This window comes from Acinetobacter sp. ESBL14 (assembly GCF_036668815.1).
In the GTDB taxonomy this organism is placed as follows: domain Bacteria; phylum Pseudomonadota; class Gammaproteobacteria; order Pseudomonadales; family Moraxellaceae; genus Acinetobacter; species Acinetobacter gyllenbergii.
Map to the genome: position 1 here is coordinate 307,711 of NZ_JAZEVS010000005.1, position 19,682 is coordinate 327,392.

Annotated in this window: 20 protein-coding genes; 9 read left to right on the forward strand and 11 right to left on the reverse strand. The window is 41.4% G+C overall.

The features are described from left to right. Positions 1 to 66: 66 nt before the first annotated feature. A complete protein-coding gene (locus tag V6E90_RS16595; RefSeq protein ID WP_016542441.1) occupies positions 67 to 1,521 on the reverse strand; it encodes a coniferyl aldehyde dehydrogenase in 1,455 nt (484 codons plus the stop codon). A 121-nt stretch (positions 1,522 to 1,642) separates the two neighbouring features. On the opposite strand from V6E90_RS16595, the gene V6E90_RS16600 reads away from it, so the two are divergent. From V6E90_RS16600 to V6E90_RS16620, 5 genes are all read left to right on the forward strand, one after another. Further along, entirely contained in the window at positions 1,643 to 2,341 is a 699-nt protein-coding gene (locus tag V6E90_RS16600; RefSeq protein ID WP_004655980.1) for a TetR/AcrR family transcriptional regulator, read from the forward strand. Positions 2,342 to 2,429: 88 nt separating this feature from the next. Next, the gene (gene purU, locus V6E90_RS16605) at positions 2,430 to 3,293 is read left to right on the forward strand and encodes a formyltetrahydrofolate deformylase (RefSeq protein WP_016542442.1); all 864 of its coding nucleotides are present in this window, start codon (positions 2,430 to 2,432) and stop codon (positions 3,291 to 3,293) included. A gap of 207 nt (positions 3,294 to 3,500) precedes the next feature. Next, positions 3,501 to 4,250, forward strand: a complete 750-nt coding sequence (locus tag V6E90_RS16610; RefSeq protein WP_016542443.1) for an energy transducer TonB family protein — start codon at positions 3,501 to 3,503, stop codon at positions 4,248 to 4,250. Positions 4,251 to 4,292: 42 nt separating this feature from the next. Then, positions 4,293 to 4,913 carry a MotA/TolQ/ExbB proton channel family protein gene (locus tag V6E90_RS16615; RefSeq protein WP_016542444.1) on the forward strand — a complete coding sequence of 207 codons (621 nt, stop codon included), beginning with the start codon at positions 4,293 to 4,295 and terminating at the stop codon, positions 4,911 to 4,913. 1 nt (position 4,914) lies between these two features. After that, a complete protein-coding gene (locus V6E90_RS16620; protein ID WP_332605951.1) occupies positions 4,915 to 5,319 on the forward strand; it encodes an ExbD/TolR family protein in 405 nt (134 codons plus the stop codon). 53 nt (positions 5,320 to 5,372) lie between these two features. On the opposite strand, the gene msrA is transcribed toward V6E90_RS16620, so the two are convergent. Beyond that, positions 5,373 to 5,897: a peptide-methionine (S)-S-oxide reductase MsrA gene (gene msrA / locus V6E90_RS16625; RefSeq protein WP_332605953.1), complete on the reverse strand. Its 525-nt coding sequence runs from the start codon at positions 5,895 to 5,897 to the stop codon at positions 5,373 to 5,375. Between the two features lie 182 nt (positions 5,898 to 6,079). Between msrA and V6E90_RS16630 the strand changes: the two genes are divergently transcribed. Then, entirely contained in the window at positions 6,080 to 8,317 is a 2,238-nt protein-coding gene (locus V6E90_RS16630; protein WP_332605954.1) for a TonB-dependent siderophore receptor, read from the forward strand. A 59-nt stretch (positions 8,318 to 8,376) separates the two neighbouring features. Here the strand turns inward: V6E90_RS16630 and V6E90_RS16635 are convergent, their stop codons facing one another. The 3 genes from V6E90_RS16635 to thyA are packed head-to-tail and all read right to left on the reverse strand — an operon-like array spanning position 8,377 to position 10,819. Next, positions 8,377 to 9,432 (reverse strand): Lnb N-terminal periplasmic domain-containing protein, encoded by a 1,056-nt coding sequence (locus V6E90_RS16635; RefSeq protein WP_332605956.1) that lies wholly within the window; start codon positions 9,430 to 9,432, stop codon positions 8,377 to 8,379. 18 nt (positions 9,433 to 9,450) lie between these two features. Continuing rightward, the gene (locus tag V6E90_RS16640; RefSeq protein ID WP_065343703.1) at positions 9,451 to 9,960 is read right to left on the reverse strand and encodes a dihydrofolate reductase; all 510 of its coding nucleotides are present in this window, start codon (positions 9,958 to 9,960) and stop codon (positions 9,451 to 9,453) included. A gap of 16 nt (positions 9,961 to 9,976) precedes the next feature. After that, positions 9,977 to 10,819 (reverse strand): thymidylate synthase, encoded by an 843-nt coding sequence (gene thyA / locus V6E90_RS16645; RefSeq protein ID WP_016542450.1) that lies wholly within the window; start codon positions 10,817 to 10,819, stop codon positions 9,977 to 9,979. 159 nt (positions 10,820 to 10,978) lie between these two features. On the opposite strand from thyA, the gene V6E90_RS16650 reads away from it, so the two are divergent. Then, positions 10,979 to 11,803 (forward strand): YwqG family protein, encoded by an 825-nt coding sequence (locus tag V6E90_RS16650; protein ID WP_016542451.1) that lies wholly within the window; start codon positions 10,979 to 10,981, stop codon positions 11,801 to 11,803. Positions 11,804 to 11,851: 48 nt separating this feature from the next. On the opposite strand, the gene V6E90_RS16655 is transcribed toward V6E90_RS16650, so the two are convergent. The 3 genes from V6E90_RS16655 to V6E90_RS16665 form a co-directional block, all read right to left on the reverse strand. Beyond that, entirely contained in the window at positions 11,852 to 12,427 is a 576-nt protein-coding gene (locus V6E90_RS16655; RefSeq protein ID WP_005239835.1) for a xanthine phosphoribosyltransferase, read from the reverse strand. An 88-nt stretch (positions 12,428 to 12,515) separates the two neighbouring features. Then, on the reverse strand, positions 12,516 to 13,220 hold the full coding sequence (locus V6E90_RS16660; protein ID WP_016542452.1) for a DUF3108 domain-containing protein: 705 nt from the start codon (positions 13,218 to 13,220) through the stop codon (positions 12,516 to 12,518). Positions 13,221 to 13,414: 194 nt separating this feature from the next. Then, positions 13,415 to 14,095, reverse strand: a complete 681-nt coding sequence (locus V6E90_RS16665) for a hypothetical protein (RefSeq protein WP_332605957.1) — start codon at positions 14,093 to 14,095, stop codon at positions 13,415 to 13,417. A 243-nt stretch (positions 14,096 to 14,338) separates the two neighbouring features. Here V6E90_RS16665 and V6E90_RS16670 point away from each other — a divergent pair, with 243 nt between their 5' ends. Beyond that, positions 14,339 to 15,226 (forward strand): energy transducer TonB, encoded by an 888-nt coding sequence (locus V6E90_RS16670; RefSeq protein WP_016542454.1) that lies wholly within the window; start codon positions 14,339 to 14,341, stop codon positions 15,224 to 15,226. A gap of 287 nt (positions 15,227 to 15,513) precedes the next feature. Further along, entirely contained in the window at positions 15,514 to 17,664 is a 2,151-nt protein-coding gene (locus V6E90_RS16675; RefSeq protein ID WP_332605959.1) for a TonB-dependent siderophore receptor, read from the forward strand. A gap of 71 nt (positions 17,665 to 17,735) precedes the next feature. Here the strand turns inward: V6E90_RS16675 and V6E90_RS16680 are convergent, their stop codons facing one another. The 3 genes from V6E90_RS16680 to V6E90_RS16690 all read right to left on the reverse strand — a co-directional run bounded on the left by V6E90_RS16680 (position 17,736) and on the right by V6E90_RS16690 (position 19,677). Further along, positions 17,736 to 18,035: an antibiotic biosynthesis monooxygenase family protein gene (locus V6E90_RS16680; RefSeq protein WP_016542456.1), complete on the reverse strand. Its 300-nt coding sequence runs from the start codon at positions 18,033 to 18,035 to the stop codon at positions 17,736 to 17,738. 11 nt (positions 18,036 to 18,046) lie between these two features. Further along, positions 18,047 to 18,532, reverse strand: a complete 486-nt coding sequence (ybeY, locus tag V6E90_RS16685; protein WP_016542457.1) for an rRNA maturation RNase YbeY — start codon at positions 18,530 to 18,532, stop codon at positions 18,047 to 18,049. Positions 18,533 to 18,600: 68 nt separating this feature from the next. Then, on the reverse strand, positions 18,601 to 19,677 hold the full coding sequence (locus V6E90_RS16690; protein WP_004655946.1) for a PhoH family protein: 1,077 nt from the start codon (positions 19,675 to 19,677) through the stop codon (positions 18,601 to 18,603). Positions 19,678 to 19,682 lie beyond the last annotated feature (5 nt).

Consider the following 19,682-nt stretch of genomic DNA (forward strand, 5'->3'; position numbering starts at 1 on the left):
TAAAAGACAAGCGAATTTGGTAAAAACAAGACATGAACTGGTGTGATAGCTCATGCCTTAACCAGCTTAACGAAATAGTGTTTTCAAAAGCAGTTTATGCGTGGCTTTATTATACGGCGGAAGGATGAATTTTAAACTGTAAAGTTTAGGGCTGACAGGATTCGACATCATTGAGCGTTCATGTGAGAAGCTAAAGAAACCTTCTTTACCGTGATATTTGCCCATACCTGATGCGCCAATACCACCAAATGGCAGGTCATCCTGTGCCACATGAGTCAGCGTCTGGTTGATCCCGAAGTGCCCTGAGTGAGTGCGGCTAGCCACATAATCCGCACGTGCACTATCAATGTCGAAGTAATAGAACGCTAAGGGGCGAGGGCGACTATTAATGAATTGCAATGCATCTTCGATATGTTCATATTCTAAAATAGGCAGAATCGGACCGAAGATTTCATTCCGCATAATCTCCATCTCCGTGGTCACACCTGTTAATAAGGTTGGTGCAATCTTACGAACTTCTGTTAAAGACTCATTTTTGGCATTTAGTTCAACAATTGTCGCACCTTGATCGCGAGCATCTTCCAAATAGCCTTGCAGGCGGTTGTACTGTTTGTCATTCACAATTGAAGTGTAGTCTTTATTGTCACGCAAAGTCGGATACATGGTGGTTACAAAGTCATTATAGTGCTTGGTGAACTCTGCTGTTTTGCCTTTAGGCAAGAACATATAGTCAGGTGCAACACAAGTCTGACCTGCATTCCAGAGTTTACCCACGGCAATACGCTGCGCCACATCACGGATGTTCATGGCTGAATGAACCAGTGCAGGCGATTTTCCGCCAAGCTCTAAAATCACAGGGACAAGATTCTCTGCTGCAGCAGCCATCACGGTTTTACCCACTGAGGTTGAACCTGTGAAAATCATCTTATCGAATGCCAGATGACTGAATGCATCTGAAATAACACCACCGCCGTTTACAACAGCGACCAATTCTTGAGGGAAGGCTTCAGCCAATGCATTTTCAAGCACATAACCAAAGTTTGACGATGCGCTTGAGATTTTGATCATAGCGTGGTTACCCGCTGCCAAGGCACAGATCAGTGGGCCAACAGAAAGTAATAAAGGATAGTTCCACGGTGCAATCACCCCAATAACACCGAGTGGCTGATATTCTACCCACCCTTTGGCTGGTTGGTGTAACATGCTGATATGGCGTTTAGATGGTTTCATCCATTCAGTTAGGTTCTTGCTATAGTATTTAATATGCTCTAGACAAGTCAGAACTTCGCCAATTTTGGTTTCCATTACGGCACGATTGCCGTAGTCTTGACTAATTGCGTTAGCAAATTGATCTTGATATTTTACCAAGATACTTTTAAGACGGGCTAAGCGTTCAATACGTTCTTTGGCGCTTGGAACAGGATGACGTTGGTAAGCTGCTTTTTGCTGTTCAAGCAAATCATGCAGCCGTTTTACATCAACATGAGGTGTCATAGCGGTTGTTTTTGTTTGACTGTTCATAGGAGTAGACCAAAAGAAAGCTTATTATTTTTTAATTTTTAGAGTAAATACTCTAAAGTGTCAAGTCGCTTTATAGGTTTGTTTTATAACCTATTGATAATGTTATAGATGGTTAAACTCAATGTCGCACGCTAAACCGAACAAAACAAAAGATAGAATTTTGCAAATCAGTTTGCAGTTGTTTAATGAGCGTGGAGAGCGTTCGGTCACCACCAATCACATTGCGGCTGAGTTGGGGATTAGCCCTGGCAATCTGTATTATCACTTCCGTAATAAGCAGGAAATTATTAAGGAGCTGGCACAACAGTATCAGGCAGAAACCCTGGAAATGTTGGCCTTGCCGACGGATCGCCCATTGAATGCCAACGATAAAATCAGTTATTTCCAAGTGCTGAGTAATCAGTTGTGGGCTTATCGTTTTATTCACCGCGATGTCTATCATCTGGTTGAAAATAATGAAGACTTCCGCAAAATCTATCCACGTTTTGCAGGGCAGGTGATGCAGCAAGGGCAAAAAATTTATCGTGCCTTTGTAGATGCTGGTCTGATGAAGATGACGGATTCAGAAATTGAAGCTTTGATCATTAACTTGTGGATTGTGCTGACAAACTGGACCAACTTTTTATATATGTCGGGGCATATTAGCGATAATAACCGCCTTGAAGAAAAGTGGGTTTGGCAGGCCTTACGCCAAATGGTGTTCTTGGAAGGCCCGTATTTAATGGGTGAAAGTCGTCAAACTTATGAGCAATTACTGAAATCACTGGGACCATCAGATTTATTTGCCAGCTTATCCAATCTTAAAAATGATGATGAATAGATCGTCAGCAGCTATTTAGTCAATAGCAAAAAAGGGTTAGAATGCTCGGCTTGATTTTAATTTGATTCGAATAAGTGATATTAACCAAATGAACACGACTACAGCCCACACAGCACGATTACTGATTACTTGTGAAGACAAGCCGGGGATTGTGCAAGCCGTATCGAGCTTTTTGTATCATCAGGGAGCAAACATTACCGCACTTGATCAGTACGCAACAGAAGCTCAAGGCGGGCGTTATTTCATGCGTGTTGAGTTTGAGCTTGATCATTTGCAATCGCGTAAAGAAGCATTGATGCAGACTTTTGCTGCCAATGTTGCAGAACGCTACAACATGCAATGGAAATTGAATTTCGTCGGTGAATTGAAAAAAGTCGGTATTCTGGTTTCTAAAGTTGATCATGCATTATTAGAGCTGTTATGGCGTCATGCGCGTGGTTCATTACCATGTGAAATTACCCAAGTCATTTCTAACCATCCTGATTTACGTGAATCGGTTGAAAACTTTGGTATTCCTTTCCATGTGGTGCCTGTGAATAAAGACAATAAAGTCGAAGCTTATGCGCAGATTAATGAGATGATGCAGGGCAATGACTTGTTAATCTTGGCACGTTATATGCAAATTCTCAGTGAAGACTTTGTCGCACAGTGGGAAATGAAAATCATCAATATCCACCATTCATTCTTACCTGCTTTTGTTGGTGCAAACCCATACAAGCAAGCCTATGAGAAAGGGGTGAAGTTGATTGGAGCAACAGCACATTATGTGACGGCTGATCTGGATCAAGGCCCGATTATCGAGCAAGATGTTGAGCGTGTGAGCCATGACTACAACGTTGAGCAATTGCGTGAGTTGGGTGAAGATGTTGAACGTAATGTCTTGGCGCGTGCCGTCAAATGGCACTTGGAAGATCGTATCATTGTGGATGGCAACAAGACCGTAGTTTTCTAATCAATTGCCATGTAACAGTATGTAAAGAGAACATGCCGCAAGGCATGTTTTTTTATGTCTATTTTTCAATGGCTAGCAAATATACAAGAAAAAACAGTTGCAAATGAAAACACTTCTCATTTATTATTACGGCACTTTCATTGTTCTATCCGATGAGTGAAATCGTTTTTTTGAAAGCGTCACCATCTATTAGGTACTTAGATTCTTATGAGTCAATCTCCTGCTACATTCAACACGCCACACCCGATGAAAAAGAAAATCATCGCTGCCTTAGTTGCAGTTGTGATTGGACATGTAGGAGTTCTGTGGGCGGTGAGCCACATGAAAACGATTGAGTTAAGACCAATCGAGAAAGAACCGCTTAAGGTGAAGTTCGTTAAAATTAAAGAACCGCCAAAACCTGAACCACCAAAACCGAAAGAAAAGCCGAAACCTGAACCTAAAAAAGAAGTGAAGGAAGTGAAGGTTGTTGAAAAACCTTTACCGCCACCGAAGAAGATTGAAAAGGTTCAACAGGTCAAAGAGGCGCCAAAACCTGTACTTCAAAAAACTGAACAAAAGATTGAGCCAAAGGTGGAAACCAAGGTTGTGACCACTGTGACTGAAAAAGTGGTTGAAAAACCACAACCAGTTCAGGAAGTTGTGAAACCTCAACCTGCTGCAGATCCAACACCAAAACGTGTATCGATTGGTGGTTCAGGCGTACAGTGGAGTCGTTCACCAAAATTATCTGTCACAGCCAAAGATCTGGATAACCAAACACGTTCAGTGATGGTCCTGATTGAGGCGGATGAAAAAGGTAAAATTACCAATGCACGTATTACACGTAGCAGTGGTGTCCCGAATTTAGATGAAAAAGTTTTACGTGCTGTCAGAAGTGCGAAATTTAAACCGTATATGGAAAATGGTGTTGCTTACCCGATTCGAGCAGAGCAACCGTTTGATCTTAGTCCTTAATAAATTTGAGTCCTTGCGACAGATTAAATCAGGAGTTCGTATATGAACTTTTCAGTTTATTGGCAACATGCAGATGCAGTAAGTAAAACACTGTATTTCATCCTTTTAGCAATGTCGATTGCGACGTGGACTATTTTCATTCTGCGCATTTTAGGAACACGCCAATTAAAACAACAGGCTTATAAGCAACTGGTACAAGCTTTGGCTTCGCTCAAAGCAAAGTTACAACCGTTGTCATTTGAACAACGTAAAGCTGTGGCTGAACAAGCATTACTTCGCCAAATCTCTGCAGAGAAATCTCAAGCAGAAAAAGGCGTATCAGTTCTTGGAACCATCGCTTCACTTGCGCCGTTCGTGGGCTTATTTGGTACGGTATGGGGTATTTTCCATGCCTTGGTTGCGGTAGGTAAGAGTGGTCAAGCTGGCTTAGCTCAGGTTGCCACACCAGTAGGTGAAGCCTTGATTATGACTGGTCTGGGTCTTGCAGTTGCGATTCCTGCGGTGATGGCCTACAACATCTGTGTACGCTTTAACCGTGGCTTGGCGCATGATTTACAAGATCAAGCACATAGCTTGTTAATCGATACCATGTTGCAGCAAGAAACAACGGTAAAGACTGAAACTAAAACCACACAACAAAGTTTAGTTGGAGGTCAAGCTTAAGATGGGCTTTCAATTGGGTGAAGACCACGACAGTGGCATGAATGAGATGAATCTCATTCCTCTGATCGACATTATGTTGGTATTGATGATTATCTTTTTAGTCACAGCAACGGTTGCTAACCCATCAATTCCACTAAGTTTACCAAAGACCACTGCTGAAATTGTCGATCCACCGCCAAAAGCCATTACCATTAGTATTAATGATAAAGGTGAGGTGGCTTGGGATGCGCAGATCATTAGCTTAGAAGAGCTAGAGAAACGTTTCCAAGAAGCGGGTCAAGCAGAGACAAAACCGACTGTGCAGTTACGTGCAGATAAAGAATCAAAATATGATACGGTTGCACAAGTCATGTCTCGTGCCAGTGAAGCAGGTTTAAGTGATATTGCGTTCGTCAGTGAAAACTAAGACAACACGTGATATCAATAAAAAAGCAACTCAATGAGTTGCTTTTTTTGTGCTTAGGCATCTTTGAGTAGATCAAGATACTTGGCGCGTAATTTGGATAGCTTAGGCGGAATGCTAAAGTTACAGTAACCTTGTGATGGATTACGTGCAAAGAAGTTCTGATGATACTCTTCCGCAGGGTAGAACGTCGGTACTGGGCTGAGCTCAGTGACGATATTCAGTCCTTCATCTTCTAGACCGTGAATGACCTGTTCAGCCTGCTGTTTTTGCTCTTCGTTGAAGTAATACACCACCGAGCGATATTGTGTGCCGATATCATTGCCTTGACGATTGAGTGTCGTTGGATCATGTGTGGTAAAAAACACATTCAACAATTGCGTATAGCTGATCTGTCGCTCATCAAAATCAATCAGAACGACTTCAGCATGTTGAGTCGTGCCTTGGCAGACCTGTTCATAAGTCGGGTTTTGACTAATGCCACCTGCATAACCACTCACCACTTTCTCTACACCTTTGAGTTGTAGAAACACGGCTTCGACACACCAAAAACATCCACCACCAAATAGTGCTTGTTGCATGATTGTCTTCCTATGATGTTGATCGAAAAAAATCTAGTTTAAGCGTATTCGGTGAGTTCATGAAATATATTTCCCTTATATAAAATTTATTTAAGATGATTATTTATACAAATCAATTGTTTCAGTTTGTAATTTAAATTACAATAATGTTAATAGTTATCATTATCAATATGGTTAATGTTATGTTTAGCATTTCAAATAAGACGCATAATAAAGTTTCTGTCGCAGTGTTTATTTCATTATATTCAACTGTAACTTTTTCAGGGGAAGAAATAAAACAACAAAACTTTGATTTGCCAGCCATTGTTGTTAAGGCAGAAGAAGATAGTACAACAGAAGATTCGGGGAACTATAAAGCGAAATCTTCACGTAGTGCATCCAAACTCAACTTATCCTTGAAAGAAACTCCACAATCCGTCAGTGTGGTGACACGAGACCAGATTGAACAAAGGGGGCTGAGTATTATTGATGATATTTTAGCAGCAACTCCAGGGGTTTATGTCACCAAGTTAGACTCGGAACGTTCCAGCTATTACGCACGTGGTTTCGCTATTACTAACAAACAAATAGATGGTATTCCCTTAGTGGGAAGTGATCAGCGTTTGGATAGCTTCTTTTTTGATCGGGTCGAAACTATTAAAGGAGCTTCTGGTTTAACTGGGTCGACAGGTGATCCTTCAGCAACAATCAATATGGTACGTAAACGTCCATCGAAAGAATTTTCGGGTAATGTTGCTACAACATTTGGTAGTTGGGATAATACTCGTATTGAGGCAGATGTATCTATTCCGTTAACAGCAGATGGTAGTGTTCGAAGCCGTGTGATGGCTGCACATACTGATAAAGAATCCTATATGGATTTTTATTCTTTGGAATCAACCGCTGCGATGGCGGTAGTCGAAGCGGATATTACTGCGAATACGTTGGCATCGATTGGTTTTCAATATCAGGATAATAACCCTAAAGGTTCTACTTGGGGGGCAGTCCCTTACTGGAATGCAGATGGTTCGCTGGCCAACTTACCAAGAGATTTTAGCGTGGCTGCGAAGTGGAATGAAATCAGTCGGCAAAACCAAAATGTATATGCTAGTCTTCAACATAAGTTTGCCAATGATTGGTTAATTAAAGGATCACTTTCTTATAGTAAAGCCGAAGAATTCTGGATTACAGCTTATGGTGGTAGCGGCTTCCCTAATCCAGTTGATGGTAGTGGTTTGGGCATGTGGAGTGGCATCTGGCCATATTCTGATACCAAAACTGTTTCTGGTGATATTTATGCAACAGGTCCATTCCAATTATTTGGCCGTCAACATGATATCGTAGTGGGGTATAGTGGGCATAAACTGACCGAAAACAGTGAAAATGTTGATGCCACTATTTTGTATCCTAACGCTATTGCTGATTATCGTAAATGGACAGGTAATATTCCAAAGCCAACATGGACAAAAACAGGTGCAGGCGGTGAAACTACGACCAAAATTTCAGGGACTTATGCTACGGTACGCCTGAGTCTTGCTGACCCACTTAAGGTGATCATTGGTGGACGTTACAGCACCTTTGAAGATCAGCCTTCAAGTTGGGGTGCAAATCGTATTACCACTACAGGCGAAACACGCGATTTCAAAGAATTTACCCCATTCTTTGGTGTTCTGTATGATATTAACGATACATTCACGGCATACGCTAGTTATACCGACATTTTTACTCCGTCTGACAAGAAAGACCGTAATAATAATTACCTTGATCCTGAGATCGGGGAAAGTTACGAAATAGGTATTAAAGGGGATGTACTGGATGGCAAACTATTGGTATCTGGCGCTATATTTCAATCTAAGCAGAAAGATTTGGCTGTACTGGACAAAACCTATAATGATGATGTCGCACAGCAAATTGCCAATGGTGCAGCCCCTTCCGATTTCAAAGTACAAACTGCTTATATGTCTTCTGGGTCTGGTTTGAAGGTTGAAGGCTTTGAACTGGAGGCGATTGGACAAATCCGTGATGGTTGGAATGTGAGTGCAGGCTATACTTATGTCAATAGTATCAGTTCGGCTAATGCTTCATCTGTTAATAATATTCCGCAAAATCAGTTGAAATTGTTTAGCAGTTATACCTTACCAGCTCAATTATGGCAGGGTGCTGATCGTTTGACGATTGGTGGTGGTGTCAGTTGGCAAAGTGAAATCTCTGATGAATGGGGGGGTGCACCCGCTAATTCGGTAGGTAATGGGGTGATCACACAAGACAGCTACTTGCTTGCTAATGCGTTTGGTAGTTATAAGTTTAATGATTATTTGAGTGCTAATTTAAATATCAACAATCTGTTTGATAAAAAATACTATACCAATGTCGGTTTCTATAATGGAGTCTACTGGGGGGAGCCACGTAATGTGACTTTTACCTTGCGTGCGAAGTTCTAGAAATACTCCTTTATTCCGATGAAAAGACCTCAAAATGCAAAAAAGTATTTTGGGGTCTTTTATTGGGTGTTGGGTAGTCCTGAACGTATGATTTGAGAGAAATATTCACTGCTTTGGTTCGGCTGTTGTTCATATTGTTCGGCACGGGGATTGATGTGTGCCAAGCGATACCATTCATTCATGCTGTAATTTTGATTGAGGGCTTTTAGATCGTAGAGATAGTTCGGTAAATAACCTGAGGCCAATAGGCGGTAATCTTTGGGTAAGCGCTGCGGATTAATTGCCTGAACCATATCAAAGACCAGTGTGGTGCAGTTACTGGTCAGCGTGTTATACCATTTGGCTTCTGCACGGAGTTCATCTGCTTTATGCAGATATTCAATAAACAGGGCTTTGCGCTCAGTTGCAGGCATTCTGATCGGGAATAAATAGACTTGTTCATGACGAACATTACTGCGTGTATAGATCAGATCCTTTTCATCGGAAGCCACTAGACTGAGTTCGTATTTACGGAAAAAGCCACCAATTGCAGAAAAGTCTTCGCCTTTTTCCTTGCGGATTTCAATCGAGAACACCAACGGTTTTTGATCAGAAAAATTGAAACTTACTAAGGTGTGGGCAATTTGTGGACCCATCCAGTAGGAGGTAATGACATTGATGCCCGTAATTTTATTCAGATCAATGCTGCGATCTTCCCAATGAATGTCATAACTGCCATCGGCATGCCAGTCAAAATTTCGCACATTATGCAGCTTGACCAGATCCCCATTCTTTTCATAACTCAGTTGTTCTGCAACTTCAGGATTCCAATCCCGATCTTGTCTTGCCTCTAAGGAAAAATACCAGACTAAGGCACACGCAAAGGCGACACAATAAATAATGATATCGGTGCGGCGACTCACTAGATGACCGCTGACATAGACGCCAATTAAGCTGAGTGCGAACAGGCTCCACAGAATAATGCTGACTCGGCTAAAGAATGAACCGAGTGGCTGTTGAATCCATAAGGCTAGACAGAGCCAGACACTTGAAAGAACCACGAATAAAGTAAATAGGCTATGTAAAAGCCCGACGCCTAAAGCGATGAAAAACTCTCGTGATCCAATATTATGCATGGCCGATGCAATCCATTTTTATTTTTGATAGGTGGCAAACTCAAAAGCGATACCAGACTTTTCATCAGTATGTTGCTCTGCGTTTACTTTACGAAAATCTTCACTGATTTTTGGATAGTGTGCATCGCCCTGAACATCCAGATCCACATGAGTTAACTCGAGGCGGTCGGCAATAGCCAGTGTCTGAGTAAAGATCTCTCCACCTCCAATAATAAATAAGGCGGCTTTTTCTGAATGTTGCACGTCTGTAAGTGCGGCATTGAGTGCATCTTCGATACTATGCGCGATCTTAACCCCTTCAAATTGCCATTCAGGATCACGGGTAATCACCCAATTGACACGATTCGGCAGGGTGCGTCCCATCGATTCAAGTGTTTTACGTCCCATAATCACCACACCGCCTTGGGTGATGGCTTTAAAGTGTTTTAGGTCAGCCGAGATATGCCACGGCAAAGCATTACCTTTGCCGATACAGTGATTTTTATCCATTGCGACTACGTGGACAACTTCAGTGCCTTGCCATGCCATTTGTATATCTCTCTACTTAAACTGCGACAGGTGCTTTGATTGCTGGGTGTGATTCATACCCAACAATTTCAATATCTTCAAATTTAAAGTCGAAAATATCGGTAATTTCAGGATTGAGTTTTAATTGACACAACGCTAGTGGCTCACGACTAAGCTGTAACTGTGCCTGTTCAAAGTGATTGGCATAGAGATGCGTATCGCCACCTGTCCAGACAAAGTCACCGACACCTAAACCACAGACTTGTGCAATCATATGAGTCAGCAGGGCATAGCTGGCAATATTAAACGGGACACCTAAAAATACGTCAGCACTGCGTTGATACAGTTGGCAGGACAGTTTGTTGTCTTGTACGAAAAATTGGAACAGGGTATGGCAAGGTGGTAATGCCACTTTGCCGGCTTCATTTGGGTTCCAGCCTGACACAATCAAACGACGTGAGTTTGGATTGGTCTTGATTTCATTGATCAACCATTTGATCTGATCAAAACCATTTTGCTGATAGCTGCCATCTTCATTTTGGGTTGCGCCAAAGTTACGCCATTGGTGACCATAGACGGGGCCAAGTTCACCTTCTGGACGACCAAAACGTGCTGTTTGTTCTGCGGTAGCCCATTCATCCCAAATGGAAACTTTATTGTCTTTGAGATACTGAACGTTGGTATCGCCTTTGAGGAACCAAAGCAGCTCAATCACAATCGAACGGAAATGGACTTTCTTGGTGGTGAGCAGTGGAAAGCCTTTGGAAAGATCAAAACGCATCTGATGACCAAATACTGAACGTGTACCTGTGCCTGTGCGGTCACCTTTGTCACCGCCATTGTCAAGGATATGTTGTAAAAGGTCTAAATATGTACGCATTGTCATTCCTACCGCAGATTTTGCCTGGGCTCATCTTATCAGAAATAATGCTGCAATTGAGCGTCAGTTATTGTCGCAGAAGGATGTTTAACCGCTATCTGAATTTATTTACTTGTTTTATATTACATTCTATAAATAAGTAGAGGGATAACCAACAGAATGAATTTTAAACCAGAAACTTTGCCGAACAGTGTGCAGCCCTATCTAGAAAAAATCTCGGCGACTATTCTGCCAACTGTCACCATGCAACTCACCCCCAGCGATGAGTTAACTTTATGGCAAAGTAAAATTGGGGGACAACCTTACTTACCGCTGGATGTGACTTATCCAGTCGATTCGAATGGTAATCCGTTGGCTTTATTGGCGCAGTTTAATTTTGCCGAAATCCCCAATTTACCTGACTTTCCTAATCAGGGGATTTTACAGTTCTATATCGCTGCCGATGATTTGTATGGGATGAACTTTGATGACCAACAGCAGCAATCGGGTTTTAAAGTGTTGTACTTTGATCAAGTACTTGAGGATGCATCACAATTAAAACAGGACTTTTCTGAGGTTCAATTGGGCGAAGATGATTATTTGCCATTTACCGGACAATACTCGATTGAGTTTGCTTTAAGCACTCAGCCGATCAGTTTGGGTGATTTCGCTTTTGCGCCGAAAATTTTAGGGGTTGAAGACCTTTATGATTTTGAAGATCAATTTGACGGTGGTGATTTTGAAGATGATTTTATCGAGCCTTATGATGAATTGGCTTCCGCAAGTGGACATCGTTTAGGTGGCTATCCGTATTTTACCCAAACTGATCCACGTCAATATAATGAAAAAGTTCAAGATTATGTGCTGTTGTTTCAGCTCGATACCGATGATGCGGAAAACGAGATTATGTGGGGTGATTCGGGTGTGGGGAATTTCTTTATTCATCCAGAAGATCTAAAGAAACGAGACTTTTCCAAAGTGCTATACAACTGGGATTGTTGTTAAATAAAAAAGCGGATGAGTTTTCATCCGCTTTTTTCTCAGTGTTGCATCTTATTCAGTGACAAAAGTGACTTTGCCGCCTTCTAAAGATTTAACGCGTGCTAGCGATTCAACGCGGTAGCCTTTTTCCAGCAATACATCGCGGCCTGGCTGGAATGATTTTTCAATCACGATACCGACACCCACCACTTCAGCTTTGGCTTGATGAATCAAATCAATTAAGCCCAGCGCGGCTTGACCATTGGCCAAGAAATCATCAATCACCAGCGCTTTATCGCTTGAACTAATGTGCTTGTTGGAAATCGCAATGGTACTTTCAGTTTGTTTGGTAAACGAGAACACTTTAGAACGGTAAAGGTCGTCTTTCAGTGTTAATGACTGGTATTTGCGCGCAAAAATAACAGGAACGCCAAGTTCTAAACCTGCCATGATTGCAGGTGCAATACCTGAAGCTTCGATGGTAATAATTTTAGTAATACCTGCATCTTTAAAGCGAGCGGCAAACTCTTTACCAATCAGCTGCATTAACACAGGATCGATTTGGTGGTTTAAGAAAGCATCAACTTTCAAAACCTGATCAGATAGAACGATACCTTCATTTAAGATTTTCTGTTCTAAAGCGTACACGGGAGAATCCTCTAAACGGATGCTTGTTCAAGCAAAGGCATATTTTAAAAAGCATCAAAAAAAATGCAAGCCAAAATTGACCAGATGCTTAGTTTGTTTTACCTGAATAGCCTGTTAAAAGCAGACCATATGATGATTTTCCATCGTTATGCGCCATTTTGACGGGTAAATAGTCAAGTTTTGGTGCTAACCAGAATACGGTATTGCGTTCAGGTTTATCATGCTGCATCACTACTTTAATGGCACTGAATGTTCCATAAGGAGTTTTGACATTTTCAGTGCCTTGTTTCACAAAGCGACGTTCATCCAATGCTTTTGCATCGGCAATCAGATATTTGGTTTTCAATGCATTACTTTTTAAGTCTTCACGAATTTGCAATTCAGCATTGAGTTCATCCAAGGCACCCGCTTGCCATGCAAATGAACGAGCCGTGTCATCTTTTTTAGTGTTCACAACCTTAGTGTTTGGATTGAAGTTAATACTCATCGTGTTGTTGTGAATCAAGATTTTACTGCTACGGCTAAATTTCTGTGAATTGATTTTGTTGTCAGCAAAACTAAATTGACTGGTTTCAGATGCAGACGCAATACCACCTGCTTTGGCACTGAATTGATAGGTCCAGTTATTGCCTTGCTGAGATAGTGTGCGTGTTGCTGAACCGAGGTTTTTATTGTTGTAGCTGAATTGATAGCTGGCTTGGAAAGGCGCCATTGCCAAGGCATGACTAGAGATGCTTGCACTGAAAATGGCAGCCGAAGTAAGACCAAGTACGTTCAATAATTTCTTTGTCATAACACTATATCCTTTGAGCAATCCTGAATTGAACTACTCATTTATCATTACGATTTAAAGATATTATGCCTGTAGATTATGTAGAAAAGATCAGGTTTTTTACTAAGCGCATGTTAATTTTTCGTATAAATCATGAAGATGTGTAGTGCAGTGGCATCTCATCTACAATGATATGCCACCTGAATCGAACTGATTTATGCTTTTTTGTCTTTTTGCTGAATCGGAGTGACTTCAGTATCATTTAAATCGTCTTCTTCAAAGTCATCTTCGTTGGATGGCGATAAAATTGCGGCAAGATTGACATTGCCCCAAACAATCAGCTCGGCAGGGCGGACACGTGCGCGATTGACATGGACTTTACTCAAGGTTTCGATAATGCTGGCTTTTTTGCCTAACCAACGATTTAAATCTAGATAAAGTAAATCATCTTGGACTTTGACCACTTCAAAATGTTCTAAGATTTTGCCAAGCGGATCTTCTTCACGGAATTTTTGGTAATACCAGATCGCCACATAAAAGCCCCATTTTTGAAAGATATTTTTGAATTTGGCTTCAATCACGTGGGTATTGCTGATTTGTTCAAAAACCATCAGTTGCACATTTTGATTCATTTCCATTTGAATCAACTTTAAATCAACCGATAAGGTGGTATGCAGACCTTTCACATCAAGGGTGGTATATAAGCGTAACCAACCATCATATAGGTCGGCGTGCAAGTCTTGCATGATGCCCACATTTTCGGTGACATAACGTTCCATGGTGGCATTCACAAAGACTTGTGACAGTGAAAATTCTCTTTCTTCTTCGATGAATTCTTCTGCTTTTTGGTAAACTTTACGTAGACGTTTAACAACGGATGAAATTAGCGTTTGCATAAAAGTTGTTCCAGAAAGTGAATTGATAAGTACAGCAATGCCACAATCTTTGTATTCACTAAAAAATAAAAATAAATTTCTGACTTGCAGTGTAGCAAAATTAATTGCTACATTTTCATAAAATGATGGTATGGAAACACTGTAACTATAAGTGGATCACATTTTTGTAAAAATTTGAATATTGGTTGGGTTTTTATACGGTGCTACCGCTGGGGATGGGACATTTTTTGTCGCTTAAATGCCATGTTGAATAAAATAAATTTGCGTTCAGAACTGTCTCCTTATTGGTGGCAAGATCCAATTTTTGTTGGGGCAGTCGCTTTGGCGATGCTGCTTCATGGGGCTGTGCTGGCCATTCAATTTACCATGCCATCACCCTCTGACACCTCGACCAAAGAAATTGCCGTCACTGTTCGTCCAAGTGCAGAAAAAGTTAAAGATGCAGACTTTTTGGCGCAAGCGGATCAAAAAGGTTCTGGTGACTTCCGCGAAGCACACCGTATGTCGAGTGATCTGCCTGCACCGATGCAAGCCGATGCGACCACAGGTGAAAAAGAGTTAGAAAGTCTGGAAAAAATTCAGCAAAAACGGGAATTAAAATTCGAAGAAAAAGTGCTCATGACGGTTTTAAGCTGGCAAAAGCAAGCTGAGCAGAGCGAACGTAAAAAGACGCTGGATGATTTACAAAGTCAGTTTCAAGCCAAAGCTGCCATGGTGGCGAGCTTAGAAGCGCAATATTTACAACGCCAACAAAATTTTAGCCGTAAACAACGGATTAAAACGGTTGATGGGATTCAGGCCAAACAAGACGCATCTGCTGCTTACTTAGATAAATTTCGCCAAAAAGTCGAGTTATACGGGAATCGCTATTATCCCGATCAAGCCAAACAACAACGCTTGGCGGGTGAAGTGCGTTTAATGGTGATTTTGAATGCTGAAGGAGGAATCCGAGCGATTCGTCTTATTGAAAGTTCTGGTCATGCAATCTTGGATGAAGCAGCTAAAGCATCGGTACGCCGTGGTGCACCTTTTGGCGCATTTGATGCCAGTATGAAAAAAGAAATCTCTGAGTTACGTATCATTCGGACTTGGCGTTTTGATCCCGTCGATGCTGAATTTGAAGTGCACTAATGAAGGTATACTTCTTATTGGAAAATAATGATGGATAAACTAAAAAATAAATATTCATAAAAATCATTTGATTACTTTTTAATTATCTTGAATATTTTTTTAAATCCAATAAAAACAATTAAGTAAATTTATTGCTTGAAACTTGAATTGATAATAAAAACAATTATCATTTGCAATATGTTTTTGGTTAACTCTCCTTTTGAAAACAAATGCATCCTTCTTAAAATTTATCGGGGGAATGAGATGCATGTTTTCAAGACCGCTCCCTTGCAATAAGGATATATTTCATGCATCAACCTCCAACTTTAAATCTGTTTAAAGCCCGCCCTTTGGTCTGGGCGATGGCTGCAATCTTATTACCGACCTTGGCATTTGCAGAAGATGAGGCTAAAGAAAATGCAAAATTGCCAACGATTACAGTAAAAGCAGATGAAGGAGCTCTGGCTGTAACGGAAGGAAAGAAAAGCTATACCGCTAAAAGTACCAATACTTCGACTAAACTCAATTTATCGCTTCGAGAAACACCACAATCTGTCAAAGTTCTCACCCGTGAGTATTTGGATGATGCCAATATTACATCGTTTCAGGACATGTTAAATAACGTCACGGGCGTGACGGTGAATCAGTGGGATGAACGTCAATATCCAACAGCGCGTGGTTTTGACGTCGACTATTATCTGTTTGATGGCGTTCCAAGCAATGTGGGGATGGAAGCCAATGACCCTGATTTAACCATGTATGATCGAGTTGAACTGGTGAAAGGTGCAAATGGCTTGATGACAGGTGCTGGGAATCCTGCAATTGCAATCAACATGATTCGAAAACATGCCAACGCGAAAGAGTTGACAGGGAATGTCAGCACTTCTTTGGGCTCATGGAATGCATGGTCAAGTTCAGCAGATATTTCAACGCCATTAAATGCAGATGGCAGTGTCCGTGGTCGTGTCGTGGTGAAGCATGAGGATACGGATTCTTATATGGATCGCTACGAAAAAACCAATAATGTCGTCTATGCGGTTGTGGATGCGGATATTACGGATAAGACGTACCTTTCAGTCGGTGCGGGTTATCAGAATCTGGAGCGAAATGGTGTTCGTTGGGGCGGATTGCCCGCATTTTACACCGATGGTACCCGAACTCATTTCGATCGTTCTAAATCGGTGAGTTCGGATTGGACTTACTGGAATACCGATACCACCACAGCGTTTGCGACATTGAAGCAGAATCTATTTAACGATATCAATTTGAATGTGAGCTATGCTTATCGAGAAGTAAAACAAGACACGGCTTTACTCTATTCATGGGGGAAGTTAGATAAAGCAACCAATACACTCGGCTCTTTCATGACTTGGTCTGATGCCACCCAGACCAAAGAAAATAATATTGATACCTATCTCTCAGCACCTTTTATGTTGGGTGGTTTAAAGCAGGAAGTTGTTGCAGGCTTTATGTATAACCAAAGCAAGAAAGATAAATGGTACTCAGGAACGCCTCCAATTGCTTCAGGTGCTGTGCTTGATTTTGATCATCCAAATATTCCATTAATCGGTGCAATTCAGAATAATAACTTGTATCAACCCCCAAATAAGACCACACAAACAGGCGCTTATCTTGCCGGCAAGTTCAGCTTATTGGAGCCATTGAAGTTAATTACAGGGGTACGTTTATCAAACTGGAAGTATGAAAGTGACAATGGTGAAGGTAATCGGGAATTTAATAATGAAGTTACACCCTATGCAGGCTTAGTTTTTGATTTTCTGGATCAATACTCTTGGTATGCCAGTTATACCAGTATCTTTAAGCCAGAAGATAAACGAGATGCAAATCGCCAATATCTTGATCCAAGAGAAGGTAAAAGCTATGAAACTGGCTTAAAAGGTGAGTTTTTAGACGGCAAATTGAATGCGGCTTTGTCGGTATTTAAAACCTTACAGGATAATGTCCCAGAAGAGATTGATGGTGTTTTTGTACCTAATCCCAATGGTAGCTCATCGAATGAAAAAGCCTACCGTAGTGTAGATAGCGTTGAAAGCAAAGGGGTTGAGTTTGAATTAGACGGTGAAATTCGAGACAACTGGAACTTAAGTTTTGGTGTTGCACATTTCAATGCCAAAGATGCAAAAGGGAATGAAGTTCAAACCATGTCTTCAAGAACCAGCGCCAACCTCTTTACCAAATATACCTGGGATCAATGGAGTGTTGGTGGTGGGCTAAACTATAAGAGTAAATTTTATACTGGAGAAGGCAGTCAACGTATTAGCCAAGATGCGTATGCTTTAACAAACTTAATGGTGGGCTATGATATCGACTCAAATATCAAAGCACAGATTAATTTGAATAATGTATTTGATAAAAAATATTATTCAGGCATCGGGAATAACAGTATGGTTTATGGATCACCTCGCAATGTCACTTTGACGCTACGTTATCAGTTCTAAAATTTGATAAATAAAAAAACGGCTGAATGCAGCCGTTTTTTTATTCAAAATGTGGATAAGTTCGCGCTTATTCACAAGCTATTTTGACTCGAATAAGCACGTTCAACTGTGCAGATTTCGACACTAAAATCCTGATACCATTTTTCTTTACCCAAACGCTGAGCAACCAGATGTTCTGCATCGCGTTGCCATTGCTTGATATCTTCAAGCTTATGCCAGTAAGACAGTGCTATTTCAAAACCATTTTCACTACACGCTTCAAACTTGATGCAGTTAAATTGGCTCAAGGCTTTATGTCTCAACTTTTGCGCCATTTCTGAATAAGTCGCATCAAGTTGTTTGATGGTGGCTTTAAAAATAACGATATACATAGAACCTTGGATTAGCTTTCATCGGCTTGGTAAGGATTGGCGATTCCCAATTTTTTTAGAATCGCAATTTCTAAAGCTTCCATTTCTTCGGCTTCAGTTTCACTGGTTTCATGATCGAAACCAAGCAGGTGTAGAACGCCATGAACCAGTAAATGGGTGAAATGATCGCTTGGCGTCTTTTGCTGTTCTGCAGCTTCTTGTAAAACCACAGGAATACAAATGACCAAGTCACCTAGAGGTTCTGCATCGAGTAAGCTGAGCATTTCCTCAGGAATATCACTTGGAAAAGACAGCACATTGGTCGGTTTGTCTTTTTCGCGGTATTGCAGATTGAGTTCATGGCTTTCAGCTAGATCAACACAGGCAATTCCAATTTCACAATTGACATCAAAACCGACATGACGCAGTGCAGTTTCGATATTTTTTTTGATTTGACCACGTTTGAGTGGTAATTCCGCAGCTTGAAAGTCTTGTTGAAGACTTAAATTGATTTTCAAAGTAGATCCTTAAAATCGTCCCCCTAAGAGGCGACTAAAGCACCTTAAGGGGAGTGAGGGGGATTTTTCTAAATGTGTTGCGCGTCTGCCGCAGAATCATTTTCTGCGATCAGTGCTTCTTGTTTGGCTTTGCGTTCGGCACGGGCTTCAGCAGACAGGCGTTGCTGTTCACTGTCCCAACCTTCGTAAGCTTCAACAATTTTTTGTACCAATTGATGTCGAACCACATCACGTGAATGGAAACGGGTGATATGAATCTCATGGACATTTTCAAGTACACGTAATGCTTGTGCTAAACCTGATTGTTGTCCACGTGGTAAGTCAACTTGTGTGACGTCACCCGTAATCACGGCACGTGAACCAAAACCTAAACGGGTCAGGAACATCTTCATCTGTTCAGGTGTGGTGTTTTGTGCTTCATCTAAAATGACGAATGAGTGATTCAGGGTACGTCCGCGCATGTAGGCCAGCGGAGCGACCTCAATCACTTGGCGTTCAATCAGTTTAGCTACTTTTTCAAAGCCCAGCATTTCATACAGGGCATCGTAAAGTGGGCGTAAGTAGGGATCGATTTTTTGGGTGAGGTCGCCGGGTAAGAAACCGAGCTTTTCACCGGCTTCAACTGCTGGGCGAACCAGCAAGATTCGCTGAATTTCATTACGTTCCAGCATATCAACCGCGGCAGCAACCGCCAGATAGGTTTTACCTGTCCCTGCTGGGCCAATACCGAAGGAAATATCACTTTGTAAAATACGTTGCACATAGCGTTTTTGATTGGCGCCACGTGGGTTAATTCGCCCTTTGCGGGTCTGTAACCAAACACTGTCGAGACCTGTATGTTCTTGATCTGAATCATCCATCAGTTCACGGTCCGTCTGTGAACCTTGGATCATCAAATGAATCACATCGGCACTAATTTGTGAGGAAATTTCTGATTCTTGATAGAGCCGTTGCAATAGTGCTTCGGCTCTTTCGACCGCTTCTATATCACCATCGAGATAAAAGGCATCGCCACGGTGAGTAATTTTGACATCTAAACGTTGTTCGATTTGTTTTAAATGCCCGTTATACGCACCGAGCATGCTTTTCAAACGTTCCAATTGAATTTCAGGGAACGTTACTGTACGTCGAATCGCTGCAGTCAAGATAA